This window comes from Sphingobium sp. (assembly GCF_033795625.1).
In the GTDB taxonomy this organism is placed as follows: Bacteria; Pseudomonadota; Alphaproteobacteria; order Sphingomonadales; family Sphingomonadaceae; genus Sphingobium.
Map to the genome: position 1 here is coordinate 1 of NZ_JARYGI010000033.1, position 25,631 is coordinate 25,631.

Below are 25,631 nucleotides of genomic sequence, written 5' to 3' on the forward strand. Positions count from 1 at the left end.
CATCAGCCCACTCGCGTTCGAAGCCAAGGTGGCATAATGAGATAGGTGACCGGCACAAAACCGTTACAAGTCCAGTGAGGTCATCGACGGTCCTGTCGACGACGCCGAGACCGTCGCCTTCGAGGTGATCGAGCAGCGCTTGGTGCAGCGGATCGATGTCTTCCTTTTCGCGCGGGGCGGAGAGGCTCTCGTCGGCGCCGGGATCGTAGATCGGCTCGCCATTGATCTTGATCGGCTCGTACTTCGAGTAGTCGGTATCGGAGACGCCCATCGACGGCAGGTCGTTCAGATCCAGCGGATCGGGATCGGGCATGCGGACCCGGTCGCCGTCGCTGCGCTGCGCGTCGAGGACGCCATCGCTTTGCCTGCTACTGTCGGCCCCATCGCCGGCAGGCATGGCCGGAACATCGCTCCAGTCCACCTTGCCATCGCCGGCGGGTCCATTACCCGCGCCCTGGCCGTTGAGACCGCCAGCGCCGCCGCCTTTCCCGCCCTCGAGGCTATTGAAGGCGGCTGTCAGCGCCGCATCGGCGGCCGCCGCCTTCGCGCCGGGGCCGTCGATATCGAGCCTGCCGGTGCTCTCGAACGATGAGGTTTTGTCACCGGGATTGCTGTCGAGCCGCCATTCGAGCTTCTGACGATCATCAACGATCATGGTGAGAGCGTCGCGCACACGGGTGACGAGGACGTTGAAGAGGCGCTGGTTGGAGAGGTTGTGCTCGTAGGAGAGCATGACACCGATGCCCTTGTCGGCGGTGACGCCCTGCGCCATGTGCATGTTGAGGGCGTAGGCAAGGTCGAGGCGGCTGAGCATGGGATCGCCGCGTTCGAGCGTCACCTGCTCCTTGTTCGCGGTCTCGACGGTGACGCTGCCGCCCTCGATCGCGACGATTCTGGCGAGCGCGGAGTTGTCGAGGTCGCGCTCCTTGTCGGTGGCGGTCCAGCGGATGGTGTCGCCCTCGTGGATCTTGATTGTCTGCAGCGCGGACAGCTCGAGCCGGTCGCGGGGGATGGCGGGATCGATACGCTGCGGATCGAAGCGGATGCTGCGCCCGCCGGGTCCGGTGATCTGAACCTTGCCGTTCTCGAACACGCGGGCGACCTGGTACTGGCCGCGCCCTAGCCCCACCTCGCGCACCGGGCCGGTGACGGTGAGCGTCTGCCCCACGGTGTAATGGTGGGCATAGCGCAGCTGCTCGCGCTCCTTGCTGATCTTGTCATGGACGGTGACGTAGAGCCCGTCGCCCTTCAGCGTGCCCTCGCGCAGGAGACCTTCCTGGATCGCGGAATTGATCTCGGCGCGGGTTTCGCGGCCCGAGGCGAAGACTGCGGTGGCCGCGCGCTCCTCGGCAGAAAGCGCCAACCATGTCTCGGCCGCCTCGGCCGCAGGCTCGGAATGCTCGGTGACATTGTCGCCCAGAACTTTCAGCGCGGCGCCGGCCTTGCCGGTATTGGCGAGCGCGGCGACGGTGAGCAGCTGCTTGTTGTCGGGATTGATGCGCACGTTCTGGTCCATGCGCGCCATGGTGATGCCGCCGGCCTGGACCATCGCGAAGGACTTGCCCGCATCGATCGAGGAGAGCTGTTGGCGGTCGCCGACGAAGGCCACCTTTTCGATACCGAGCGCCTCGGTGATGCGCATGAGTTTCAGCATGTCCTCGCTCGAGACCATCGAGGTCTCGTCGACGACGACGATCGTGCCCGCCAGCTCGTCGCGGCGCGCCTGCGCCCCCGGACTGGCGGGATCGCTGAGGTACTTCTCGTTCTGCCAGACGAACGAGGCGATCGTCTGCGCCGAGACGCCCGCCTTCTCCATGTCCTCGGCGGACATGTGCTTGGGCACCATGCCCTCGCGCATGTCACCGACCATCTTGTTCTGGAAGGCGAGGCCGAGCACCTGCCTGCCTTCCTCGCGCGCGAGGGTGGCGACGGCCTGCAGCATGGTGGACTTGCCCGCACCGGCGACGCCCTGCACGGCGACGAAGCGATCGGTGCCCGAGACGATCATGGTGGCGGCTGCCAGCTGGCCCTGATTGAGTTCACGCGGGGACGCGGCCTCCTGCAGCCGGGTGGGAGCGGCGGCGGCATCGACGATGGGCATGGCCTTGCCGTTGCCCGCTTCCACCTTGTCGAGGATGGTCTGCTCGATCCTGAGCGCCTCGGGCGTGGTCACCGCCTCGACGAGACGGCCCTTGTGTCGGATCTCGCCGGCGACGAGATCACCTTTGGCGATCAGGCGATCGATGCGGGCCTCGACGTGATCGATGGTGACGCCCTTGAGCCCGAGATCGAGCGCGGTCTTGGCGACCTGGTGGACCTGGAAGGCGGCTTCGCGCTGGCCGAGGATGCGTACCGCCGAGGCGACGGCGAGTTGCGCGCGGGCATCGGCAGGCGACTGCGCGAACCGGGCGATCCCGGCATCGACCAGCGGCTCGGGCGAGCGCAGGAGCCCGGAGACGAACTCGCGCGCGGTATTGACCACCTCCAGCATGGCCTTGTAGCCGCGCACGGCAAGGTTCTCAGGTTGCTCGCGCGACGCTCGTAGTGCCGCCTCCAGAATCTCCTTGCCGTTGAAGCCGAGGCTTTCAGCTTTCTCGATCCATTCCTTCACCAGCTCGTCGCGATCGTCGAGCTTGACCTTGGCGTCGCGGGTATTGACCGAAAGGCTGTCGCGCCCCTTGGGCGAGACGATGCCCAGCGCCTCGGACTTCATGAGGATCTCTTCGCGGCGCTGGCTGAAGGCGTCGATCACCGCCCTGGGGACGCCGACGATCTCGAAGGTGCCGTGCTTGCCGTCCAGCTGGACCTTGTAACCCAGCTTCTCCATCTCATCGCGCAAGTTGGCGTGGTAGATCGTGCCGATGACCGAGTTGCTCTGCCAGATGCGGTCGTTGTGGAGCGCCTGCCAGGTGCCGTCGGGGAGACGGGTCATGTTGGCGACGACGGCATGGACATGGGCCTGCGGATCGCGGGCGCGGCTCGTGTCGTGCTGGAACAGGGCGTAGACGAGATTGCCGGTCTGGATCGGCACCTTCCTGCCGTCGACGTCCTTGCGGGTCTCGGCGAGGTTCTTCTCGACCCAGGCCATGGTCTTCTGGACTGCCTTCAGGTGCGCGCCGTCGGGTCCGAGAATGCGCTTGTCGCCGGCGATATAGGTCATGAGCGAGACCGACTTGGGTGCGGAGAAGGTCATGTCGATGCCGGGACGGCGGCCCTCGAATTGGCGCAGCTGCTCGCCGCTGGGGGTCTCGCCGTTCAGCACCTTCTCGAAGGCTTCACGGGTGACTGTAGTGCCGGGGGCGAGGGGGCTGTCCTTCACCCCCTCGCCGGCCCACTGGCTGACCTCGCCGGCGTGCTCGGCGGTGTAGTAGTCGCCGCTGACCAGATCGTCGGCGGTGAAGTATTTTGCGGCGCCCGACGCCGAGCGCACGGCCGAGATCGAGTGCACGGCTCAGTCCCCGATCCCGAAGTCGGTATCGCCTATGTCAGGATGATGATGGCTGTGATCGATGCCATCGCCGGTGCCGAAGCCATCGCGCGCTTCGCGCACGCCGAGATCCTCTTCGGAAGGATGGGGCTGAGAGCGCGATGCTTCCTCCTCGCCTTCGCGCTGCGAGGAACGTGAGGCCACCGCGTTGTCGTCGCGGCCCGGCACGCGATCGGCGTGGCGGGCAAGGCCGTTCTCCGGGGTGTCGAGGCCGGTCTCGCCGGTCCTGCCATCGGCTCCGTCCTGTGACCTGTCCGCGCCGTCGCGGGCCGCACCGAGGTCCATGCGCTCGAGGGCTTCACGCGCATTGGGATCGCGTCCTTCCTGTTCCTCGCGCTCCTGCTCGGAGGGCTGCGAGAGGATATTGGCCGCGAGCGCGATGGGCACATCGCGCGCGGCCAGTTCCTCCTGCGTCATGGCGACGCTTTCCCCGCGCCCGCCGTCATCGCCGCCCTTGGGCTTACCCCCTCTTCCGCGTCCCTGCCCATCCGGGTCGCCGGGCCTGCGCTTCGGGCGCGGCACGAAGCCTTCGGCGACCTTGGGATAGTGCTTCCATTCGAGCTGGACGCGCGCTGCGGGAAAGCCGTCGGGGAACTTCACGAAGCCGTGCATCGAGGGCAGGTTCATGATGTCGTCGGGGATGACGAGCGGCTCGACCTGCTTGCGCGGTGTCAGGGTCGAGGCGTCGCGGGTGGAGTTGTAGCCGTAGGAGTAGCCCTCATCCATCTGGCGGATCTCGCGATTGCCGATGTAGCGGGCGCACTGCTCGGCGGTGTCGAGGTCGGCGGCCGCCAGCATCAGCTTGGTGCGCGCGAGCGAGGAGAGGTTGCGCGCGTTCTCCTCCCCGTAGACCTGCACCAGCTTGTCGAAGGAGTGGAGACCCAGGATCATGGCGCCGCCGAAGTTGCGCGCGGTCTGCAGCCCGTTCTCGATGGCGGGGAGGCGATGGAGCGCGCCCAGCTCGTCGAACATGAACCAGGTCCGCAGGGACCGGGTGTGCTTCATGGTCATGAGCGAGTGGATGGCAAGGTTCGACCACAGCGTGAGCAGGGCCTTGTTCATCTCGAGGTCGGTGTAGTTGGAGGTGATGAACAGGATGCCGCCGGGCTTCTTGTCGGCGGTGATCCATGATCGGATCGAGAACTGGTCGCCCTCGTCAGGAAGGAAGCGCAGGACCTGCGCATTGGTGTTGAAGACGGCGCGGATGGATTCGGCCATGCGCGCCGCTTCAGGCGCGGTGAGCGGGTCGGCGATGGTCTTCTGGAGATGCTTGTGGACCTGCTTGAGATCGGCGGTCATGAGGTTTTCCGCGAGCGCGCGGTTGGAGGTCTGGCCCTTCTCGATGAGCTTCATGCACATCTCGATGAACAGGGTGCGCGCGGCCATCGCCCAGAACGGCTCGGCCGAACCGCCGTCCGACGGGATCAGCGCCGAAGCGGCGGCGGTAAACTCGGAATAGCTCTCGCAGTCGTTGAAGATCGACCATGCCGGACAGCGCGCGTCCATGGGGTTGAGGATGGTGTCGCGCGAGGGGTCGTAGAAGGCTTCGACATAGGCGCCGGTAAGGTCGAACACGACGGCATTGTCCTGCCGCAGCCTCATCTGCGCGATGTGCCTGCGCAGGACCGTGGTCTTGCCGGTGCCGGTGGTGCCCAGCAGCATGGTATGGGACTGCTCGAGGCGGTGCGGATAGGGGATGCCGGCGATGTCGTAGGGGTGGTGGATACCGGCTGCCTTGCGGGCCTCGAAGGGCATCTCGAGCACCTCCTGCGCGGTGTTGTTCGGGAAGAGGTCGCGGGCCTCGTCGATGAACTTCTCGCGGTTGTGCCGGTTGATCGCATCGAGGAGCACGTCCCGGTCCACCAGCATGGCGCCGCGCTCGTGGCGTTCCTCCATGATCGACTTGCCGCGCCGCTGCGAGAAATCGACGTACCAGATCGATGCCGGAATGGTGGCGAAGGAGGCGATCAGCCCCGCGCCCAGCAGTCCGCGCACCGCCTTGTGCCAGGCGAGAGCGACCTCGGGGACGTAGGGGACGTATCCCATGTAGGTATGGCGCACGGTGTGATCGGGAAGGAGGAGGTTGGCCTGCTTCATCGGGTTCAATGCGCACCAGTCCCAGAGCCCGGAAAGGATGCGCATGCAGATGAGCTGGAAGTTGTTCTCGTCCAGCATGATGGACATGATGATGAAGTAGGCCAATCCGAACAGGCCCAGCCACATGAGGGCGGGCATCTTCGCGCCCTGCAGCCACATCAGGACCTGGGTGTTGACCAGCTGCGAGCCCCGCACGAAGTTGCCGTTGTTGCGGGGTGTCTCCCCGCGCGCGGAAGCGTGCTTTAGGGGCCTTGGCGAGCCGTCGCTGCGGATGTCTTCGCGGTCCTTGCCGTCGTCCTTGCGTGGAGCCTTACGCGCCATGATAGCGCTCCATGCGGCGGGCTGTCTCGTCGATGACGAGTTGGCGCTGATCGTAGTGATCTTCGCGCAGGATCGTGTCGATCGCGGCTTGCGTATATTCCATCAGCCGGGCCTGCCGAAGCTGGCTTGCCGTGAGAATTTTGTCCTGGTCGAGATAGTCGCTGATCGCGCGACGTATCAGCTCGGAAACCGGGCGCCCCTGATCCTTGGCTATCTTTTCAAGGCGAGCATATTGCCGACGATCCAGACGGATCATTCTTTGAAGTGATGATGTCAAACCAACCTCCTAGCAGGGAGGATGGTGGGCTTACGCAAAGCGAGATGTTTGTACCGCTAATCATCCGGGATAGCAACAGGGTCTTCAAGGCCACGAAATTGCAATGAGTATCGATGAGTACCACCTAAGATACTGGAATAAATATAGTATAACTCACGGTACTCGCTGGTACTCAAACTGGTACTCGCTGGTACTTCATAGCTTTTATATTTTATGCCATTGATATAAAAGAATTTAATCCCGCACATCCGTGCGTAGGGTGTGCTTCTGGAGCTATCGTATCGTCCGTGTGCATGGGGCGTGTCTGGCACCTCGGTATCGTCCCGTTTGGGCACCGTTTTCCGGTGGGCGAAGGTCCGCCGTGAGGCGGAATATGGGGATGGTGAGCGCACCTCGCGCGGGGCTTTTGGGGCTGTTTCGTCATGAAGAAACGGAGTCCTTTTTGGGGGCGTCCGTAGGGGAGTACGGTGCATCTTTTCTTGTGGGGCTATGGTGGTTATTGTGTTCGTGTTCAGAGCCGATCAGCCGAACCGAAAAGGTAAGGAACATGGCGAAGTCACTGGACGCACAAATGGCCGCGATCGAGGCCGAGGAACGCAGGCTTGCCGAGCGCCGCAAGGCGCATGAGGCAAGGGTGCGCGAGGCGGCGATCGGGAGGATCGAGAAGGCGGGACTTTTGAAGCTCCCGCTGGACAGGCTGGAGCGGCTCATGGGTGCGGTGAAGACGCTGGGTATGGACGAGGTCGAGAAGCATTTGGGCACAGGGGGCTGAGCGCTTCGACAGGACCGACAAGACGATGGCCGTGCGGGGAAGAGGAGCCCCGCACGGCCATTTTCATGTGCACCACATGCGCCGCACCTGTTCCGGCGATGCGTAGTTCTGGGCGACAGCCCAGGACGAGCGAGCCGGGTCCGGTCGCGCCCTTGCCGACACGGTGAACGGGGTTCGCGGCGGACCTTGCGCGGCGGGGTCCGGCAGGTGATCGCGGCGTCAGCCTGCGCGAGGGTATGAAGCAAAAAAAGGGAAGCGCGCAGCCGTGAGGCTGCGGGCTTCCCGTGGTAGTTTCATGCTCGGGCGGCGTCCGGTAAGGGACGCCGGGGAGTGTTCAGGAGTGGCCGTAAAAGGTCAAGTCCATGCCATGGAAAGCTGGCCGGAGACGGTGTCGGTCTCGACCATGCGCTCGAGGTCATGGACGTACCGGCCGAGCCCTTTGGGATCGCCCTCGAGGCGGCCCCGGATGACCGGATCGGTCAGGCGCCGGCGCATGTCGGTGAGGGAGATCGCGCCGTAGCTATCGGGGCTGAGGCCGAGCGTCCTGAGCAGGGCATAGGCCCCGGCGTTGGGCATGGTGACTTCGGGTGCGAAGTCGTGGCTGGTGGAGATTTCCATGATGACGCGCCCATGAGCGGAAGCGCGGGTCATGCGCAGGCGGCGACGGCGGAACTGGGCTTCGTCGAGCAGGGCGATGGCGGGGGGCCAGTCGTAGAAAATGCGGCTGAGCTGGGCGAGCGCGACCGGACAGACGCGGGCCTCGAAAGCGTAGCTGGCAGAGTCCAGCGAACCATGGATCGGATAGACCATGTCCTCGCCAAGGCGCAGGGCCTTTTCGGTGAGGAGGCGGCACAGGGCGACGGCGCGAAGATGGGTGATGAACTGGGGCGCGACGGGGGTGCGGGTTTCGTCCTTGACGCGAAAGGTGATGGTCATCGCTTCACTTCCTCTATCGGTGGAACCGATCCTTTTCCACCCTCTCATCTCCGGCCCGATCTGGCCCGATCCGGCGACGGATCGGGGGCGGCCATGGCCGCGCCGGGACCGTCCGGATGCAATCGCAGGGCAGCCGCGTCCGGGGTTCGATGCCCCGGACGCGGCGCATGGGCGCACCGTCTGAAACAGGAGGCTCCGGCATGGACCGGAGCCTCCCGCGCGGCCTCATTCGTGATGGCCGCAGTGGCAATATGCGCTGTTGATACCGGAGCGCCAGCAGACGCCGGGATTGTATTCGGGTTCCTCTTCGGGGGTGCGGTAGCCGAGGTCGCCGGCGATCCCGATCGCGGCGCGGCGCTGGTCGGGGTCGAGCGTGCTGAAGTAGCTGTCGCATGCCTCGCTGAAGCGGCGTGCCCAGATCTCGTAGTCGGCGCCGCCGACGTTGATGCTGTCGGCGATGGCTTCGAGATCGCTGCGCAGTGAAGTGATGATGGCGGTCATAGCTATGTCTCCTTGTCGTCATGACAGTTCCTGTCGGTCCTGCGCCGTGCGGCCGGGTCAGGGACGCGGGGCTTGGCCCGCGCCGCGAAGCGGGGAGTGGGGGAACCAATTTTGTCGTGGTTGGAGCGCAGCGGAGCGGAGCGCAGGCCGCGTCAAAATTGGGGGGACCGCTCAACCTTGACGCGGCTGTGCGGCGCAGGACATTCTGGGAGGACCGTGTGTGTTTTCCCCTCTCGCCGGGAGACTGCCGACGATGCGTAGCGCACGTCGCAAGGCGGCGGCCTTGCGCGGCACGCGAGCGAGGCGGTTAGAGGATTGAACCGGGGCGTCGTGCGGGGTATCGATCCGGCGTGCCGGCGCGGTAAGCCCGATCCCCATTGCACGGTAGCGTCGGCACACCTTCCGCATCGAAAAAAGCCGAACGGCGATGCGTAGCGCACGTCGCAAGGCGGCTGCCTTGTGCGGGACGCGAGCGAGGCGAGATGGCGACCCCGCGCCCGGTGAGTGCGGGGTGCAACTTCTGCCCATGATCGCGGCAGCAGCGGCGAGCGGGTTCGATGCCCGCGAGGGGCTCTCCTGGCCTTGATTTTGGCGCGGCCGGATGATGCCTGGCGGGCGTGTTCGTGTTGTCTGCGGCAGCGCCTTACCGGAGGGGGGAAGGCGGGGCGCGATTGCCGGTTCCGGCGAGCCCCGGCGGGGGCGATGTCGGGACCGGCAATCGCGCCCCGCCTGGCGTGGGGGGAACCGTAGGGTTTCCCCCACATACGCGACGTGAACGGCAAAGGGCCAGCGCCGGGGGGTGTCCCGTCGCTGGCCGCTTCGCCCTGCCAAGGAAAGGGTGGGGCGGCGCTGGTCCGCCCCTGTCTGGTTAGGGTATCATCCCCACGCCTGCCGCTTGGTATCGGCGGCGATGGGAGCTTGCCCGCTGATCGGGAAAGCGTGGGTGGGGACGTTCTTGCGCTTCAATTCCTCAAGCAGGTTAAGCTGAATGCCGGTGCCTTGGCAGACGATGGCTTCGACCGGATTGAGGTTCAAAAGCTGTTCGTTGCGGCGGAAACCTGCGGACTTTCCGTAGCGGTTGGAGTTGGGCACGAAAGCGACAAGGGGAACGCCGTTGCTGGCGGCCCATGCGGCGGCGATGGCGTCGCATCCCTTGCGCTGGCCGGTGGTGCAAAGGGTCATGCTGGGGATGCGGGCCTTGATCTGGTCGAGGCGGGCATAAAGCTGCTGGTAGTCGTGCCATTCCTGCCCCCCGGAAAACACCACGATCGGGCCGGTGGGATTGCGCTTCTCGCGGATGGCGGTTGCCCGTGCTTTGAGGAAATCGGCGGCGGCGATCTGGCTGGCGGTGGTGACGCTGGACACCTTCGATCCGCGCGCGGCGCTCCATGGCCTGCCGGTCTGGACACGGTAGCAGTCGGCGGCATAGTCGCGCATGCATTCGATGGCGCTACGCTGTTCCAGCTTGGTCGCTGCGCGAAGCTGCAAGTCTTCCAGTTCGGTGGCGTAGATTTCGGACGGATCGGGGCGGCGGGCCATGTCCTGTAGTTCGCCGGAAAGCCGGTCTTCCTCGTTCGCCAGCCTCTGCGCTTCGTAGTGGAAGGAATTGACGATGCCCCATGCGATGGCCTGTGCGCTCGGCTCAAGGCGGGTATCGCGGAACAGGTCAAAGATGGTGGTGACGATGGCGTGACATTCGGCCTGCGCCTCTGCGGGTTCGGGCATGTCGAGTTCTTGCGGCACGTCCCCGACTTCGAGGATGGAAAGCGCGCCCACGTCCCCGAATGCTTCGTGGAAGCTATCCGTCACGGTGTCTTGCGCGATCATGTCGGCGATCTCGTTTTCGCGGTCGCGCTCCTCCATTTCCTTGCGCCGGGCAAGATCGGCCTTGCGCTCCTCGCGCATCCATGTCGGGCGCGGGTCGCTACCTTCGCCGTTGGCGTCGGCAATGACCTTGTCGAGATACTGCTTGCGCAGTTGTTCGGGCGTGGTGCCGATGGCTTTTGCGAGGTCGGCAAAGCTGGTATAGCGCCGGTTATTCGTTTCCTTGGTCATCGTAACTCATCCTTTGGCAGGGGATAGCGATAGGGTCGGGAGAGGGGGCCAACCTCTCCCTTCCCGTTCGGGGATTAGAACGCGGGGACGTAATCCTCATCCGCTCCGGCAAGCTGGCCGTCCTCGGTGGCGTTGCCTTCACCGAATGCCTCGTCTGCCTTGGTGCGGCGCTGGCGGGTCTGGCGGCTGCCGTCCATGTTCTCGCGGCGGGCCTGCGGGCGGTTCCAGACCATGCGATAACCGTCCTCGTCGTCGCCAAAGAGCATGACGGGCAGGGGCTCGTTGAGGCTGGGGTCTTCCATCCGGCCGTTATAGAAAACTTCGCCGGTGGAATTGCTGGTCATTTCCCAAAGGGCACCGATCTGCACCCACTTGCGCGCGACGTTGAGGGCCATGATCTCGAACGCGGGGGCCTTTTCGTTGGCGCTCTCGACGGGGCGAAGACCAAGGCGGGGAAGGTCGACAGTCAGGGTTGCGACCGAACCGAGAAGCTGACCATTGACGAGCTTGAAGGAACCGATGTTCATGAGCATTACTCCTAGTTGCGGGGGCCTGTCCCCCTTGTCTTTGGTCCGGGGCCTTTCCCCTTCGCTTCCGACATCTTTCTTATACTCCCTCCCCCTAAAGCATTGAAGTTCATTGATTTCTTGACAGATATTTACCGTGCATGGTGAACCTGAGCCGTTCTATTAGGCGCGGCAGCGCCTTTACCAAGGAAAGTCGGCCCATCAGGCCGTCATTACTGACCAACAGAGCGCACGGGGTGGGATTGTCATTCACCGCACTCGGAGCCACCTTCGCCTGTGTCCCAAATGGCACGCCGGGGATCGCTCGATCAAAAGACGTCGCGCTGCGGCCTGGCGGAGCTTGCCAATCCGCGCTGGCTGTCTGCGATAGCGGACAAAAGCCAGCCAGCGCGGATTGGCTAGCGCAGCCTGGTCGGAGGCAGCTTTTGATCGGGCAACCCGGTGTGCGACGCCGGGACACTGGCGGGGGTGGCGCAGAGTGTGGTGAATGACCTGGCGCGAGGTTGGTGCCGGGGTGCGGCGTCCTCGCCGCGCGCCGGCATGGACGAAGGCGCCGGCCCGGCAGGGCCGTCATCATCGTGGTGCGTCGTGGCGCGGGGCGCGGGACATGGCCTGTGGTAGGGTGCATGCGCGACGCCTGGGCAAGGGATCGAAGCCCGTCAGGGTGGAGACCCGTAGGGGCTCCATGAGCCGCAGGCGAGCAGAGCCCGGTCGCGCCCGCAGGGCGGGATGCCCCCTGCTGCCTTGGGGAGAGCCGATTGCGCTGCGATGGGCGATATTGGAAATTCGTCAAGCGAACGGGGATTTATCAACCGGACGGGTCCACGCGGCCAATATATTGATTCAACTTCTGATTGCCGTAGTGTGCAGTTGCAGCATCCGGAGGCGCACCTTGACCGAGAGCCGATCAGAGACCTTGACGCGGGCCGATATTGCGGAGGCGATTCATCGCAAGGTCGGGATGTCGCGTGCGGGATCGCTGCTGTTCGTGGAGGGCATCATGGATCACATCAAGGAAGCGCTTGGCCGCGGCGAGACTGTGAAGATCACGCGCTTCGGGACGTTCAAGCTGAACGACAAGGGCGAGCGGATCGGTCGTAACCCGAAGACGGGCGAGGAAGCGAAGATCGCAGCGCGCCGTGTGGTGACGTTTCGGGCGAGCACGGAGTTGAAGGACCGCGTAGCGGGCCGTTAGCCGGTTGCGCACGTCGATCTGGTGACAAGTGTCCATAAGGGTGGCGCGCGCAGCGCGCGTGCCTTATGGGGCCGTTTGCGGCCCTGTCCATGCCCCCCCGCGATGGGGCCGAAGCTCCCGGCGATCTCAGTCCCCAAAACTTCAATTGCCGGGAGCGCTCCGGGGGTTGATGGAGCGTGGATGAGCAAGTCCCAGACGCGCACGCCAGCGGCTACACCGGCGACCCGTTTCCTGAGCGAGGCGGGGATTTCCTACCGCGTAGCGGAGTATGTCTTCAGGGCCGGGACGGGCGATCTGGCGGGCGATGCGGCGAAGGCGATCGGCTTGGCGCCCGAACGTGTGTTCAAGACACTGATGATCGAGGTGGACGGCGATCCTGCCTGCGTGGTGGTGCCTGCCGACCGGCAGGTCTCCATGAAACAGGCCGCGAAGGCTGCAGGCGGCAAGTCTGCGGCGATGATGGACCCGCTGCGTGCGGCGCAGGTGACGGCCTATGTGAAGGGCGGGATCAGCCCGTTCGGGCAGCGTCGGCGCAGTCCGGTCTATCTAGATAGCTCGGCGCTGGGCTTCGACGAGATTGCGGTGAACGGCGGCAAGCGCGGGCTGCTGGTGCTGGTATCGCCGGAGGCGATGGTGAAGGTGCCGGATATCGCGGTTGCGGACCTGTGCTCGTGAGCACAGGTCTCAGTCAGCGGGGTGCCTGCGGGTCCAAGGCTGGATCAGGAGCAGCGTGAAGCAGAGCGGCACCACGACGATCTGGGCGAAATTGAACCAGCTGGATACGGGAAGACCGGCCTGCGTGAGGCGAGAGCCTGCAAAGTCGAGCAGGAACGGCGCTGAGATCCATGGCAGGTTGAGGAGGAGGAAGCGGCGCAGCCGTCGACCCCTCGATGGCGGCAGCGCGTCGGGATGGGGGAGCGTGACGACGATCAGCACGGCGGGAACGATGCACACGAATGCGAGCATGAAAAGTGTCATGGGGCACATCCTTTGTGACTGGAGCTTACGCGAAGCGCAGAAAAGCGGATCGGACGTGGCGGCGCAAGCCGCTTCGTAGCCGGGATGGAACCCGGGTTACCGGCCCGACACTTGTTTGGGGTGCAACGGGGGTCGCTGGGGTCCGTGTCGGGCCGGCAGGGAACAAGACTGCCTCATTCGCCGGGAAACAAGTTGCCGGATCAAATGCTAACGCAAGGTTAACGCGGTGCTGAACTGCAGCGATGCTCGCCGAGCAGCGATAGCGCAAACGACCCGATCGATACGCTCTGAGTGTCTGACTCAGAAGATAATCAAGCATAGCAATACCTTGCAGTTCGCCGGGTAAGCATGCGGATGGAGGCGATGGTCGCCCATGCGGTTGATGACGCCACGGTTGTCTCCCAATCCTTTGCGAGCCGGCGGCATCTGCCGAGCCATGCGAAAGTCCGTTCGACGACCCATCGGCGGGGGAGGACGTGGAAGCCCTTGGCCTTGTCGGACCGTTTGATGATCTCGATCGTCCAGGCTCCCGATCCGGCCAGCGCATTCCTGAGTTTGTCACCGGCATAGCCTCCATCAGCGAAGACATGGCGCAGCCAGGGGAAACGACGGCGCACGGCTTTGAGGACATCGACGGCGCCGTCACGATCCTGGATATCGGCAGTGTGCACGAAAATGAAGATCAGAAACCCGCAGGTGTCCGTCAGGATATGCCGCTTCCTCCCTTTGATCTTCTTGCCTGCATCATAGCCGCAAGGGCCGCCGCTTTCCGTTGTTTTCACTGACTGACTGTCGATGACACCGGCACTGGGAGAGGCTTCCCGCCCCTCGATCTCGCGCAAATTCATGACCAGCACCGCGTTCATCGCATCGAGAAGCCCGGCATTGCGCCAGGTGTAAAAGTACCGCTGAACCGTCGAGACCGGCGGAAAGCATTTCGGCAGCAGCCTCCAGGCGCAGCCGCTCGCGGCAATGTAGAGCAACGCGTTCAGCACCTCGCGCATGTCGGCAGTTCGACGCCGCCCGCCACGCTTGGCTGGAGGAATGAACGGCGCTGCCACCTGCCACTCCCGATCCGTCATATCACTGGAATAGCGCAGCCCTCTTCGGCTATGCTCCTGCCGGGCAATGCCAGTCCATGCCATCGATCTCTCCATCTCTTCGCAAAGACGGTGTGAATCATAAATGGCTGGTATTGCTCAACAACTTTCGGGTCAGGCTCTGAGAAGCAATGCGCTTCGTACTAGATTTGTTCTCCGACATCGGTAGTCTCTCGCTTGGACTAACCGAAGGAGGACTTCTCATGAAAATGCGCGATGTATTGAAGAACTACGATTACGATCTGCCGCTGATGGACGTGCTCAATGATCCCGAGAAGTCGCAGACGATGCGCATGGTCGCGGCGGCGCTGATGGGTCAGGACCTGAACACGGCCTATTATGCGACGGTCGAGGTGCTGGAAGCCTACGAGCGGCTTCAGGCCGATTACGAGACCAAGGTGCATCCGGGCGAAGGCTTCGCGATGATGGAAGCGATCCTTCAGGATCGCAATCCACTCCAGATGCGGCTGTGGCACATGCTCGACGATGCCTCGTTCGAGGTGGCGATCCTGGTGCTGAGCGAGGCGAAGCAGCTCGCCTACGACCGCGCGCGCATGTGCCGGGTGCTGATGAATGAAGGCCTCAGCGGCAAATACTGGACTTACGCATCGGGACTGGAAGGCCCGAATGCGCACGATCTGATGAGCAAGCTGGGGGTCTGAACCGTATTTGTCGCCAAAGGCTCAGGCGACCAGGGCGAGGATGGTTTCCGTGTTGTCGGGGAGATGCCGCGAGACACGGAAAGGTTGAAGTGGGTTTCCGGTGCGAACGACGAACTGGTCGGCGCCGGTGGTTTCGCGAAGCTGGCAGGCGACCGCGTAAGCGGTGCCGAAGTTCAACAAACTGTAGCGGAGCGGCGAGAGCGTGATGGCAGTCATGAGTTGTCCCTTTTGGGTAATGTCCTTCGGGTGAAGTCCTAGAGAAGTCCGGTGCGAGAGGCGCACAACCATTCCGGCTCCCATGTCCCTGATCGGATATGGGGGCCGGTTTCGTATGGGCCGTTCATCATTGGTAGAGATATCCTCGTCTAGCGGCCCGCTTCCGGTCATCGCCACCGAGGGTTATACCGGAAGAACCTCGTGAGCATGCGAGGCTTCTTGGAAACGACGGGGTCGTATCCGCTGCTACGGATGCGGCCCCGTTATCGTTTGCAGGGAGCAATTACGTGTTGCGGGCAAGTAATGGACTACTAAGGGCGTGGCAGGCGGCAGGTTAACGCGACCATCCTGCCGCCGCCTTCCCTCTTCAGGTAGAGTATTCGCCCTTATCCTGTTCTGTCAGGAACGATGGGCATCGCCGCAACCAAATCCGATATCGCCGTCCTTTTGACAACCGGCGCGCCTTGACGCGCTGGATGCACCGCCCGGGGCAATGTATGTTGCGCTGCGATACGTGTCCGTCGAGGGCACCGTCTCTTGGGGGGCAAGCCGTTGTAAATCCAAAGGTGTATCGCCGATGATCCTGCAATCGATCCTGTGCCTGCTCAACCGTCACAAACCCGACCGGCATAAGGCCAAATGGGACGGGGTGCATTACGTCGCTGGCTGCACCGCGTGCGGGCGCAAGATCTATCGCCGCAAGGCGAAGCGGTGGCGAGCGATCGGCAGCGGCTGAAGGTCGATTGGCCGCTACAGATCCTCGCGCACCATGATCGTCATGACGCGGCGGGTGAGCGAGGCATCGGCAGGATCGTCCGAGCCGTAGCGAAGATCGAGGTCGTAGGCGTCGATCGCGAAGTAGATGGTCTGCCCCTCGTACTCGACCTGGCCGCGATCGCGCTCACTCCTGTCGTCCTGGGGGAAGCGGTGCGCGCGAACGGCGGCGAGAATGCGCGCCTGCGCGACGATCTCGCTCATGCGCTCGCCATTGCTGAAGGTCGCGAGGCAATTGCGGGTGATGACGGCACGTGCGGTGCGGTCGACGCCGAGCCGGCAGCGATCGTTCAGGCGACCGATGATCTCGGTGCGCGAGGCATGGTCGGTGGGTGTGCGTAGCATTGGTACGGGACTCCCGGAATTTGGAGGATCAGGCGGCGATGGCGGCGGTCTCGTCGCCCGTCACCACGAGCGGCGGGATGGCAAAATCGGCGGCATCGAACCATGCGAGCACCGCCTCGATCGAGCCCAGTTGCTTGATGGCGGCACGGCCGATCACCACGGTATCGCTCTCATCGACCGGATAGGGCTGCGGCTCGCCTTCGCCGGTGAAGACGACTCGCTCCGATCCCCATTGGCCCGAACATCCGCCAGACCAGCGCGCGAAGGGCAGGCTCATCTCGATGCAATACGCCTCGAGCGCATTGAAGCGGCCCCATGCCACCTCGTGGGCATAGAGGCGCAGCGACTGGCCCTTCTGCCGGTGTTCGGGCGCGAAGTCCTCGCCATCCCACTGGATGGAAAGGGCCTCGGCGCCGATAAGCGCGACAAGCCGGGTGTAATCGGCAGAGCCGATTGTTCCGCCGATTTCAATCGACGCGGACACGCGATCGACCATGGGCCGGATCTCCTGAAAGGTGTGGTTTGGTGGCGGCCGCGCTCAGGCGAGGTCGTGCGCGATGAAGTCCGCAATCTCAGCGGCAATGTCCGGCCAGTCGCGAACCACGCGCTGCGCCTGCGGCAGGTCGGCCATGTCGGCGATCTCGTAGTCGTCGGACATATGCGCGAAGTCAGCGGGAGCGTATTCGTCGCCTCGGCAATACGTGCCGTCCGGCCAGATCATCAGGATGTTCGCCTGCAAGGATGTGTTCGTAGCGGACTGGACGGGTGATGTGTTCGGGATCGAAGCCATGCGGATCTCCATCGGTGATGTGGGGTGTGGGGCCAGTTTCCTTGCCTCCCCTTCGCTTTCCCTCTCTCCGCCGATGCTCGTGGGAAGACGCGGGATATTCCCTCAGTCGCCCTTTGACGCGGGTGCCGCCGCGTCCAGCGCGAGGATCTCGGGAAGGCTTTTGGGTGTCGCCGCGCGCTTGCGGCGGCCGAAGGCCAGCCCCTGCTTTGCCGCATACTTGTGGACCGCTGCGACCTTGCGGCCGAGAGCGTCGGCAAGGTCGCGAATGTCGATGGCGCGGGCATGGGCGATAGCGAGCGCGGCCTTGTCGTCCTCGCTCCAGGGGCGCTGGTAGCCATGCGAAAGACCGAGCAGATTGGCGCGGGTGAAGATCGCGGCCTTGCTGCGCCCCATGTCGCGGGCGAGGTCAGCGGTGGGCATGCGCCCGTAATCGCGGCGCAGCCGATCCAGATCGGCCTCGGACCAGTCCGGGCCGGTGCGCCATCCCGCCCGGTTGGCGTGGGTGCCGGTGAGCCCGAGGTATCGGGCGCGCCAGCGGATCGAGTGCGCGCTGCGCGAAAGGCCACGTTGCAGGTGCGTCAGACTCTGACCGCTCGCATAGGCGGCCTTCAGCAATTCGTCCTCCTCGGCTGTCCAGGCGCGGCCCCAGCCCCTGCCCTCGCCGATCTTGCGCATGATCGCCTTCATCGCGCTCTTGCTGCGCGTCGTGTGACCCTCCTGCCCGAGGATCTTGCCGATCCTGGTGTAGGAGTGGCCCGCTTCCTGAAGCGCGAGCGCGCGCTCGATCTCGGCAGGGCTCCAGTCGCGGGGCATATGCTTGTGGCGTTGCCCGAGCAGGGTCGCGCGGGTTGCAACCCCGCAATGCGACCGTCCGATCAGAACGGCGATCTCGGCAATGGGTATGCCGGTCTCGTAGCCGAAGCGAAGCTGGGCATCCTCCCACGGCGTCCATGGCGGCGCGCCGGTCCGGGCAAGTCCAAGCAGCGCGGCGCGGGCATAAGTCGCCATGCAGGAACGTCCAAGGTCGGCGGCGATGCCGGCAGTCGCCTCGTTACCGTAGCGCCGGATCAGTTCCTCGTCCTCCAGCTCGTTCCACGCCCGCTGCGAATGGCGGCGAAGCCCGAGTACATAGATACGGTCGCGCACCCCCTGCCTGCCCCGGCCAAGAACCTCGGCGATCTCGGTGACGGGCACGTCATCGGCAAAGAGACGGCGCAGGGTGGCGATCTCATCGGGCGTCCAGGCATCCTTGCGCCATGTCATCTCGCCTGGCGCTCCGGCAGGAGACAGGGGCGGAAGGGGCAGCGACGCGGGGCACGCGACCAGTTCGACGACGATCGGTGTGTCGTCGGGATCGATTGCCATGGTCATGACAGTCTCCTTGAGGCAGGCCATCAGGGCAGCGCGACGACGGGAACGTCGGCGATGCGGGCGCGCAGGCGCGCATGGAGGCGCGCCATCCGGTCTGCCCCGCGCGGCATGGTGTCGACGGCGGCGATCGCGGCGAGGAGGTCGAGCGCGCGGTCGACGGCTTCGGCCGGGGTATCGAGGTGGCGCGCGAGTTCGGCGGCGGTGGTCGCGTTGGGCGCGATCCGGCGCAGGGCAAGGCAGATCGCGGCCGCGACGGGGGCGGCCTCGTCGAGGAGGAAGGCATCGAGCGCGCGGGTGCCGCGCAGTTTCAGCGCATCGGCGCGTGGCGGCGGCGCCTCGCGCAGGGCGTCGAGGTCGAGCAGCCTTGCGGCCTCGGCGCTGTCAATATCGGCAGCGCCGTGTAGCAGCGGCGTCGCGCCCAGATGCTCGGTGATGGTGGGATCGATGCGCGCCAGCACTGGCCCCGGCGATAGCGCGGGGCCGAAGGCATAGAACTCGCCTGCGGCAAGCGTGCGCAGCTTCTCCGATTCAGAGCGCGAGAAGCCGAGGATATCGGCGGCGCGGGCGATATCGCGGTCGAAGACGTTGATGCCGATGAGGAAGTTGTGCAGCTCGCTGATGACCGAAGCCGAGAGCTTGGCGAGGCGCTGGGTGGCGATGACCGGCGCGATGCCGCGCTTGCGGCCCCTCGAGCACAGGTCAGTCAGCGTCGCGACGCCGAGGCGGCGGATATCGGCGTCGCGAGCGGACCCGGCCAGATGCGGCGCAAGCAGATGGCCCTCGTCGATCACGACGAGCACGGTGTGCTTCCAGTCCTCGCGGGGCGCGCCGACGAGCCCCGCGAAGAAGGTCGATGCCTTGACGATGCGCGCTTCGGGATCGAGGTCGGTGAGGTCGAGGTGGAGCGCGATGCGGTGGCGCCGCGCGCGCAGGGCGGCGGCCGTCAATCCGTCGGCGGCGATCTCGGCGGCCTTGAGGGTGGTCGCGCCGATATGCGCGGCGAGATTGCCGAACTCGCCCTCGGGATCGACGATGATCGTCTGCACATAGTCGAAGGCCTCCTCGACGATACGGCGCAAGGTCCGGCTCTTGCCCGCGCCCGAGCCGCCCTGGACCAGCATGCGGCCCGCCAGGAGGCGGTCGAGGTCGAGATGCAGCGGCCCTCGGGAGTGTCGGCCGATCGGCACGGCGTTCGCCGCTGGGGCGGCCGCATCCGGCCGAGCGCCGGTGGGCGCAAACGGGGTGACGGTGTTCATGGCGGATCTCCCGGTGAACGGGCGCGCATCATCATGCGCTCCGCCCTTTACCCTCCCCCTCCGCTCTCACGGCCTCAGGAACAATCGGGATAGGTGGCCGCTGTCAGGCGCTTTCCAGTGCAGCAAAGCCGCGCCACAAGTGCGCCTCGGCATCGATCAGGTGGTCGAAGGTACGGGTCTCGTTACCGATCGTGACGCTCCAGCGCTCGCCATGGGCTTGGATGAAACCGCAGCTATAGATGCGTCCCGGCCTGTCGTGCGCGGCTTCGGTGCCCGGTTCACAGCCCAGTTCACACCCTGCGCCGATCAGGCTGGCGACATGGACGCCGCTCATGCGCCAGATGTCGAAGCGCTCGCCCTCCTCGCTTGCGGTAAGGTAATGGGCCTTGGCGATCGTCCATGCGGCATTGGCAGGTTCGATGTCCTCGCCGATCCCGGCAGCGCGCTGCGCCGGCGTCAGCATCGGCGCGCGTTCGGCCTCCCATGCCGCCAGCATCACCATGTTGGCGTCGCAGTGATCGTGCGAGGCGCAGACGAAATCGGCATTGCGACGGTTGGCGAGCCGCATGGCGCGCCACTGCGCCGGGGTCAGCTCGATCATGAGGCCGCGCGCGAAGGCGCAGGCGAGCCGCTCGCGCGAGGCGTGCTCAAGCGCGGCGTTCCAGTCTTCGCCGCAATGGACCTCCGCCATGTCGTCGTCAGGACTGCGCCGGGTCAGCAGGAAACGCTCAATGCCCGGAACCTCCCGCTGCGCCGGGTCGGGATGGTCGATCCATATCTGCACCGGCTCGCCCATCGGCCCGGTCGCGACCTGGAAGCTGGGCGCGGTGTCGTTCTGCCAGCTGGTGTCCGTCCATCCCGGCGGAATCGCGGCATGTCGCCGCGGATAACCGGGGAACTCGCGCTGCCACAGCAGCAGTGAATGCGACGTGCAGTCAGGACAGGCGGCGCAGCGTGCGCAGCGAGTGGTGACAGGTTCCATGGTAAGGCTCCTTGGGTGAGGGCGGGAATGCCCCCCGCGCGGGCAGGCCCCCGAACGGGCTGGTGGGATTTGTTCACGGCTTCAGGCAGCGGCGTGCATCAGCCGGGTCGCGCCCGCGAAGGCGCGGAGCGCTACGGCCATCTCGCGGCGCAGGTGCGCCTTGTTGGTGATGACGATCTCGGGATCGAGCGGCAGGCCCGACGATGTTGCGTAGCCCATGGCGGGGAGCCCGCCTGCGACCTCGATGCGGATCAGATGTCCGCGCCGCGTTCCTGACCTTCCCTGCGAAGCGGCGACAGGTCCGGCGTAGCGCGCGGTGAACTCGCCGAGCTTGCCGGTGAGACCGTGGATGGCCTTACCCCATCGTATGTGCCCCGCGCCGATGTTGCCCGCCCCGTCGTGGCCGCGATCGAGCCAGATGCGCAGATGCCCGCGCTGGAGCAGCGCGGTATGCCGCGTGCGCTCCATGCTCCGACACAGCGGGAGGACAGCGGCGAAGGCATCGAGGACGCGCAGATGCTCGCCCTGGAGCGCGACCAGCACATCGTCGATATCGCGGGGGCCGATAAGGCGGCGCAGCGCCTCGCCCTGCGCGGTATCGGCGATCAGCGCCTCGGCGCGTTCGCGCGTGAGCGGTCTCGGGGCCGCATCGGGCAACGTCCACGCATAATCGTCGCCGCTGACGAACCCGGCGTCGGGGCCGAGGACGACGATCGCGGCCTCGGCCGCTCCGGGACGCGCGAGGATCTGTGCCAGCACATCGCCTGCGGTGCCGGCATCGCTGTCGGCGAGGATGATGAGGCGGCGTGACCACCGGGTCGGACGGGCATGGTCCCCGGGTTGCGGCCAGCTGCTCGGCAGCGGGCGTGCCGGGATGGTCGCGGCATCGTCGCTCCGCCGGTTGTCGCTGCGCAGTGCGGCAAGGTTGCCGCGGCGCGCGGCATCGAACAGGTCATCGCGGTTGCCGCCGCCATCGGCGAAGCCGCGATCGTAGGCGGCCAGCTGCTCGGGCGTTCGGCGCGCATCGAGCGAAGGGCCATAAGGCGAGCCGCTATGCGCTCCATACCAGCCCCAGGCATAGGTCACGGCCTCGTTCCAGTGATAGCCGTGCAGGTCGCGGCCCTTCAGGATCGCAAGATCGTGATCGGCGATCTCGCCGCGCGCGGCCTTGCCGTCCATGAAGGCGAAGTTACGTGCACGCCGCTCGCGCTCGTTCTCGGCGGCGATGGCGTCGTTGAAGGGCTTCATCGCCGTCACGCGGGCCTTCAGGCGCGCCATGCGCGCATCGGGCGATGCGCCGGGAGGAAGGTCGGGCCATGCCTGCCAGATGGCGGCGAGGGTCTCGGCCTGCTCAATCGGCCGCCCCCGCGCGGTCCAGCAGTGCGGATCGGCGGGGTTGAAGGTAGCGGCGGGGGCGGCGGCAGTAGTCATGACCGTGCCAGTGGCGCCATGAAGGCCGCCTCCTCGGCGACCGGGAGCCGGGTCGCAAGGCCGCGCAAGGTCGCCTCGCGATAGGCGACGGCCATCCAGAACGCATCTGTATGTCCCTGCCATTCCCGTTCGACCAAACGGATGCTATCGCCATACTGCTCGATGCGCTGGCCGTTATAGGACACCAGCACCTCGCTTTGCGTGACGCTGAAGCGCCTGGGCTCGATGGTCACCAGTGCCGGATCGAAAACAGCGATGACGGGTTCGGCAGGTGCCGGGCTCCCGACCAGGGCCTCGCGCAGCAGGGTGGACGTCGTGCGGAAGGCAGGGCCATCCCCGGTGATGACGACATAGCCGCCGCCATGTTCGCCGCAGCGCAGCTTGTCACCCGTATAGGCCCATTCGAACCCGCAGGGCAGCGCGGCCCTGCAGGCGGTGTGGATCAGCCGCGCCACCGACTCGATGCCGAATTGATTGCCGCTGAAGGTGACTTCGCACACGTCGCAGGAATCCGGTTCGCCGATCGCGATTTCGCAGTCGAAGGTCGGGTAGGCGGGATCGTCGAACAGCCTGATGAAACTGCCGAAGTGGTTCGGCCCCTTCGCCGGGAACAGGGTGATGAAGTCGTGTCCGAGCGCATCGAACGACAACTTCAGGTCCGGGTCGCTGAGATTGTCGGTCAGCAGCTCGCTCGCGCGAAGCGCCTTGGCGACCATCGCCGCATCTTCGGCGCTCATGAACAGGCTGAAGGCGGCTTTGACGTAGGAATTTGACATGGGAGTGTGCTCCTTCAGGCAGCGAGACGCGCGCGGGCGGCCTCGGCGGCTTCGGGGAAGGCCGCTGTGAGGTTGGTGTGGACCCGCTCGAAATCGGGAATGGCGAACGTGCCGTCCGGCCTCGGACGCGAGACCAGCAGCGCGCCGATCAGCAGTTCCGTGGTCTCGCGGCGCGGGATCGTGGCGACGCAGCCGTCATATTCGATAGGTGGGGAGAAGCAGGCCGAGATCCAGCTGGACAGGCCTTCCTCCACGGCCTCGGCATAGGCCGCGACATGCGCGTCGGCTTCGTCGTCGATGTGCAGCACCAGCGTCCGATAGGTGCCGAAGTCGTGGACGTTGGCGTAGGGCGCGAGGCGGCAGCCCTCGGGCGGCAGGCCATGGAGTGCGATCACCGCCAACCTGTAGGCGCTGACCTCGAAGGCGTTCACGGCCGCGAAGTCAGGCGTCTGGCCAAGCTGCGCGCACGGCTCGTTCGCCGGCGCGCCGCCAAGATGGATATGGTAGGACATGGGCTTCTCCGTCGATCCGGCATGGATCGACAAGCCCTCTCCCCCTCAACTCAAGGCTTTGGATTGCTCTGGGAGGTGTTGGCGGATCGGCCGCCCCTTACAGGGCGCTTTGCAGATCGGTCTGCGAGAAGTCGTTGCCTACGAACAGCAGTGGGCATACGCGCTCGCTGGCAAGGCAGTACGCGAAGCAGTCACCGAAATTGAGGCTCGCGGGATGCACGCCCTTACCCCACTGACGATAGGCGAGAGCTGCCTGCCACGCAGTTGCCGGTGTAACTGAAGCGATCTCGATGCCGAGACCTTCGATCAGCCGCGAGGCTTCCTGACCGACATTGCGACGGCCCGCCACGATCAGCGTCTCGGCCAGTGTGCCTGCGGAAATCGCGAGACGATCCTCGGCCTCGATCGCGGCGATACAGGCGTCGGCTTCCGGCTCATTGAGAAGAATGGCCATGATCGCCGATGTATCGATGACGATCATTCGGGCAGGCCATCCTCGTCATAGAGAAAATCCTGGCTGCGCGCTGCGACCGGCCCTGCGGTAGCTTTGTTGGTAGCCGTCGCACGCACGGATTCCAGAAGAGCGCGGCGGGAAGCGCGATCGACGGCAGTGACAACCGGCACGAGACGTACGGCAGCATGGCCATGGCGCGTCAGGATGATCTCGTCGCCCGCCTCGGCACGGCGAACGAGTTCGGTCAGCTGCGCCTTGGCGTCGGATACGGAAATCTGCATGGTTCGTTCCTGCATGGGATAGTGTTCAGCATTTAGACCATTCAATGGACCATATCAATCAGAGGTTGGTTGGCCCTGGTCGGGATCAGGCGCGATGAACGGCTTTGCCGCCCGCTGCGCCGGCCCGTCGAAGGTGCCAAGCGTGCGCAGACGATCGGTCTCGAGGGTCGCGCCGATATCGCGCGGCAGATCCGCAAAGGGTGCGGCGATATCGATCGCGGCGGCGGCGGTGGGCAGTTCGCCCGGTGCGGTGCCCTTCCAGATGAAGGCCCATTCCTCGCCGTCGATGCGCGGGTGGGGCTGCATCACCTGGACGAAGAATGTGCCGAGTGGCCGGTCCCATCCGATGACGACGGAACTGGCAACGTCCTTGCCGGGCAGGACATGACGGCTCATGATCGGCTCCTTTGCGAGGGATCAGTTTTCGAGAGTGCCCCATTCCGGGTGCCAGGGCCTCGGGAAAGGGGCAAAGCGCAGCACGCCGGTGACCTGAGTGATACCAGCGGCGGATAGTTCTTCGAGATGCATCACACAGGAGAACGCCTCGGTCATATCGGTCTCGAGGAGGTGATCCAGCATGGCGGCCTCGAAGATGTCCCGGTCGGTCATGGCCGTCCAGTCCAGGGCATCCATGAAGCGCTCGCGCCGCTCGACATAGCGCTCGAGGCGCGCGGCGTTCGCCGTAACGATGACAATGGCCTGATCGATCTGCATGGCCACCTCCTCACGCCGCGAGGGGCTGGGCGGAGTCTGGCGTCGGAGCCATCGGCATCAGCGCCGGGACCGGCATGCCCGCGGGCATCGGCAGGACCGGCGTCGGGGATGACGTCGGTGCCGGGACGATATCGGCAAGCCGCAACTCGCGCTTCAGCCGCGCGGCGAAGCGTTCGGCCCTGATGAAGTCCGAGATACGCGCAAAGCGCAGGCGTTCGCGTGCTGCAGGTCCGCGCTTCGCGAAGTAGCTGACCTCGTTGCCCTCATGGAGCGGGCCAACGGCGAGCGATACCTCGATCTCGGGCGAGGTGAGCACCACGCTCCCGGAAATCGCCGCGTCGCCATAGTGCGAAGCGACCTCGTAGCGGCCTTCGGAAAGATCCAGCGCGATCGCGAGGCGGCGCATGGCCTGGCGCGCGTCACGGTGGAAGCGGTCCTTGGCCGCCTTGTCGAAGGCGACACCGCGCAGGGCGAGCGCCAGCAGTGCGGGATGGCGATCCAGCTCGGCGATGCGCCGCGTGCAGGCACTGCGCAGCGCCGCCTCCTCCCTCGCGGCCTCGGCAAGGCGTCCGAGATGGCGCGCGAGCAGGAGAATGGCGGGGTCGTTGTCGGGGCCGATGCCGGCGACGCGGCAGTCCTCGATGCCCCGGTTGATGGCGTGGAGAGCGGCGGTCAGGCTGGTCAGCGCGCTCGGATCGAGGGCCTGGTGGTGGCGGAACGGCACATCGTAGGACATTGCGAGGCACTTTCGGGCAAGATCGGGCGCATCCTCACGCCCGCCCTTCCCCTTCCCCCTCCGCTCCCGTGCCTTGGGGGTGCAG

29 protein-coding genes are annotated in these 25,631 nt (G+C 65.3%); 5 read left to right on the forward strand and 24 right to left on the reverse strand.

Annotated elements, in window-relative coordinates; translation table 11 throughout:
• From mobF to QHC67_RS14525, 3 genes are all read right to left on the reverse strand, one after another.
• Positions 1-3,448: MobF family relaxase (mobF, locus tag QHC67_RS14515; protein ID WP_319295383.1), on the reverse strand; the 3,448-nt coding region annotated here is incomplete at its 3' end.
• Between the two features lie 3 nt (positions 3,449-3,451).
• Positions 3,452-5,905 carry a type IV secretion system DNA-binding domain-containing protein gene (locus QHC67_RS14520; RefSeq protein ID WP_319295384.1) on the reverse strand — a complete coding sequence of 818 codons (2,454 nt, stop codon included), beginning with the start codon at positions 5,903-5,905 and terminating at the stop codon, positions 3,452-3,454.
• On the reverse strand, positions 5,895-6,182 hold the full coding sequence (locus tag QHC67_RS14525) for a ribbon-helix-helix domain-containing protein (RefSeq protein WP_319295385.1): 288 nt from the start codon (positions 6,180-6,182) through the stop codon (positions 5,895-5,897). Before QHC67_RS14525 ends, QHC67_RS14520 begins: the two co-directional genes overlap by 11 nt.
• Before the next feature lie 547 nt (positions 6,183-6,729).
• On the opposite strand from QHC67_RS14525, the gene QHC67_RS14530 reads away from it, so the two are divergent.
• Positions 6,730-6,954: a hypothetical protein gene (locus tag QHC67_RS14530; RefSeq protein ID WP_319295386.1), complete on the forward strand. Its 225-nt coding sequence runs from the start codon at positions 6,730-6,732 to the stop codon at positions 6,952-6,954.
• Positions 6,955-7,308: 354 nt separating this feature from the next.
• Here the strand turns inward: QHC67_RS14530 and QHC67_RS14535 are convergent, their stop codons facing one another.
• The 4 genes from QHC67_RS14535 to QHC67_RS14550 form a co-directional block, all read right to left on the reverse strand.
• Positions 7,309-7,890 (reverse strand): hypothetical protein, encoded by a 582-nt coding sequence (locus tag QHC67_RS14535; RefSeq protein WP_319295387.1) that lies wholly within the window; start codon positions 7,888-7,890, stop codon positions 7,309-7,311.
• 225 nt (positions 7,891-8,115) lie between these two features.
• The gene (locus QHC67_RS14540) at positions 8,116-8,391 is read right to left on the reverse strand and encodes a hypothetical protein (RefSeq protein WP_319295388.1); all 276 of its coding nucleotides are present in this window, start codon (positions 8,389-8,391) and stop codon (positions 8,116-8,118) included.
• A gap of 876 nt (positions 8,392-9,267) precedes the next feature.
• Positions 9,268-10,446, reverse strand: coding sequence for a DUF2493 domain-containing protein (locus QHC67_RS14545; protein ID WP_319295389.1), 1,179 nt, complete (start codon positions 10,444-10,446; stop codon positions 9,268-9,270).
• A 74-nt stretch (positions 10,447-10,520) separates the two neighbouring features.
• Entirely contained in the window at positions 10,521-10,973 is a 453-nt protein-coding gene (locus QHC67_RS14550; protein ID WP_319295390.1) for a DUF736 domain-containing protein, read from the reverse strand.
• 892 nt (positions 10,974-11,865) lie between these two features.
• Between QHC67_RS14550 and QHC67_RS14555 the strand changes: the two genes are divergently transcribed.
• A complete protein-coding gene (locus tag QHC67_RS14555; RefSeq protein ID WP_319295391.1) occupies positions 11,866-12,168 on the forward strand; it encodes an integration host factor subunit alpha in 303 nt (100 codons plus the stop codon).
• Positions 12,169-12,348: 180 nt separating this feature from the next.
• Positions 12,349-12,843 carry a Cys-tRNA(Pro) deacylase gene (gene ybaK / locus QHC67_RS14560; RefSeq protein WP_319295392.1) on the forward strand — a complete coding sequence of 165 codons (495 nt, stop codon included), beginning with the start codon at positions 12,349-12,351 and terminating at the stop codon, positions 12,841-12,843.
• 9 nt (positions 12,844-12,852) lie between these two features.
• Here ybaK and QHC67_RS14565 read toward each other — a convergent pair whose 3' ends face one another.
• Together QHC67_RS14565 and QHC67_RS14570 are read right to left on the reverse strand one after the other, a co-directional pair.
• Entirely contained in the window at positions 12,853-13,146 is a 294-nt protein-coding gene (locus QHC67_RS14565) for a hypothetical protein (protein ID WP_319295393.1), read from the reverse strand.
• 311 nt (positions 13,147-13,457) lie between these two features.
• Positions 13,458-14,291: an IS5 family transposase gene (locus tag QHC67_RS14570; protein ID WP_319295394.1), complete on the reverse strand. Its 834-nt coding sequence runs from the start codon at positions 14,289-14,291 to the stop codon at positions 13,458-13,460.
• Between the two features lie 158 nt (positions 14,292-14,449).
• Between QHC67_RS14570 and QHC67_RS14575 the strand changes: the two genes are divergently transcribed.
• Positions 14,450-14,908, forward strand: coding sequence for a hypothetical protein (locus QHC67_RS14575; RefSeq protein WP_319295395.1), 459 nt, complete (start codon positions 14,450-14,452; stop codon positions 14,906-14,908).
• A 21-nt stretch (positions 14,909-14,929) separates the two neighbouring features.
• Here the strand turns inward: QHC67_RS14575 and QHC67_RS14580 are convergent, their stop codons facing one another.
• Positions 14,930-15,124, reverse strand: a complete 195-nt coding sequence (locus tag QHC67_RS14580) for a hypothetical protein (protein ID WP_319295396.1) — start codon at positions 15,122-15,124, stop codon at positions 14,930-14,932.
• Positions 15,125-15,701: 577 nt separating this feature from the next.
• Here QHC67_RS14580 and QHC67_RS14585 point away from each other — a divergent pair.
• Entirely contained in the window at positions 15,702-15,860 is a 159-nt protein-coding gene (locus QHC67_RS14585) for a hypothetical protein (RefSeq protein ID WP_319295397.1), read from the forward strand.
• A 14-nt stretch (positions 15,861-15,874) separates the two neighbouring features.
• On the opposite strand, the gene QHC67_RS14590 is transcribed toward QHC67_RS14585, so the two are convergent.
• The 14 genes from QHC67_RS14590 to QHC67_RS14655 all read right to left on the reverse strand — a co-directional run bounded on the left by QHC67_RS14590 (position 15,875) and on the right by QHC67_RS14655 (position 25,546).
• A complete protein-coding gene (locus tag QHC67_RS14590) occupies positions 15,875-16,243 on the reverse strand; it encodes a DUF3768 domain-containing protein (RefSeq protein WP_319295398.1) in 369 nt (122 codons plus the stop codon).
• A gap of 28 nt (positions 16,244-16,271) precedes the next feature.
• The gene (locus QHC67_RS14595; RefSeq protein ID WP_319295399.1) at positions 16,272-16,739 is read right to left on the reverse strand and encodes a hypothetical protein; all 468 of its coding nucleotides are present in this window, start codon (positions 16,737-16,739) and stop codon (positions 16,272-16,274) included.
• A gap of 42 nt (positions 16,740-16,781) precedes the next feature.
• Positions 16,782-17,033: a hypothetical protein gene (locus tag QHC67_RS14600; RefSeq protein ID WP_319295400.1), complete on the reverse strand. Its 252-nt coding sequence runs from the start codon at positions 17,031-17,033 to the stop codon at positions 16,782-16,784.
• 102 nt (positions 17,034-17,135) lie between these two features.
• Positions 17,136-18,404, reverse strand: a complete 1,269-nt coding sequence (locus tag QHC67_RS14605) for a hypothetical protein (protein WP_319295401.1) — start codon at positions 18,402-18,404, stop codon at positions 17,136-17,138.
• A gap of 23 nt (positions 18,405-18,427) precedes the next feature.
• Positions 18,428-19,660: a helicase HerA domain-containing protein gene (locus tag QHC67_RS14610; protein ID WP_319295402.1), complete on the reverse strand. Its 1,233-nt coding sequence runs from the start codon at positions 19,658-19,660 to the stop codon at positions 18,428-18,430.
• A 103-nt stretch (positions 19,661-19,763) separates the two neighbouring features.
• Positions 19,764-20,642, reverse strand: coding sequence for a hypothetical protein (locus QHC67_RS14615; RefSeq protein ID WP_319295403.1), 879 nt, complete (start codon positions 20,640-20,642; stop codon positions 19,764-19,766).
• Positions 20,643-20,723: 81 nt separating this feature from the next.
• On the reverse strand, positions 20,724-22,073 hold the full coding sequence (locus tag QHC67_RS14620) for a hypothetical protein (protein ID WP_319295404.1): 1,350 nt from the start codon (positions 22,071-22,073) through the stop codon (positions 20,724-20,726).
• Positions 22,070-22,849: a hypothetical protein gene (locus QHC67_RS14625; RefSeq protein WP_319295405.1), complete on the reverse strand. Its 780-nt coding sequence runs from the start codon at positions 22,847-22,849 to the stop codon at positions 22,070-22,072. The genes QHC67_RS14620 and QHC67_RS14625 overlap by 4 nt, the downstream gene beginning before the upstream one ends.
• Positions 22,850-22,863: 14 nt before the next feature.
• Positions 22,864-23,361 (reverse strand): hypothetical protein, encoded by a 498-nt coding sequence (locus QHC67_RS14630; protein ID WP_319295406.1) that lies wholly within the window; start codon positions 23,359-23,361, stop codon positions 22,864-22,866.
• A 97-nt stretch (positions 23,362-23,458) separates the two neighbouring features.
• Entirely contained in the window at positions 23,459-23,842 is a 384-nt protein-coding gene (locus tag QHC67_RS14635; RefSeq protein ID WP_319295407.1) for a type II toxin-antitoxin system VapC family toxin, read from the reverse strand.
• The gene (locus tag QHC67_RS14640; protein WP_319295408.1) at positions 23,839-24,096 is read right to left on the reverse strand and encodes a type II toxin-antitoxin system prevent-host-death family antitoxin; all 258 of its coding nucleotides are present in this window, start codon (positions 24,094-24,096) and stop codon (positions 23,839-23,841) included. Before QHC67_RS14640 ends, QHC67_RS14635 begins: the two co-directional genes overlap by 4 nt.
• Positions 24,097-24,150: 54 nt before the next feature.
• Positions 24,151-24,492 (reverse strand): hypothetical protein, encoded by a 342-nt coding sequence (locus QHC67_RS14645; protein ID WP_319295409.1) that lies wholly within the window; start codon positions 24,490-24,492, stop codon positions 24,151-24,153.
• Positions 24,493-24,513: 21 nt separating this feature from the next.
• A complete protein-coding gene (locus tag QHC67_RS14650; RefSeq protein WP_319295410.1) occupies positions 24,514-24,810 on the reverse strand; it encodes a hypothetical protein in 297 nt (98 codons plus the stop codon).
• A 10-nt stretch (positions 24,811-24,820) separates the two neighbouring features.
• Positions 24,821-25,546: a hypothetical protein gene (locus QHC67_RS14655; RefSeq protein ID WP_319295411.1), complete on the reverse strand. Its 726-nt coding sequence runs from the start codon at positions 25,544-25,546 to the stop codon at positions 24,821-24,823.
• Positions 25,547-25,631 lie beyond the last annotated feature (85 nt).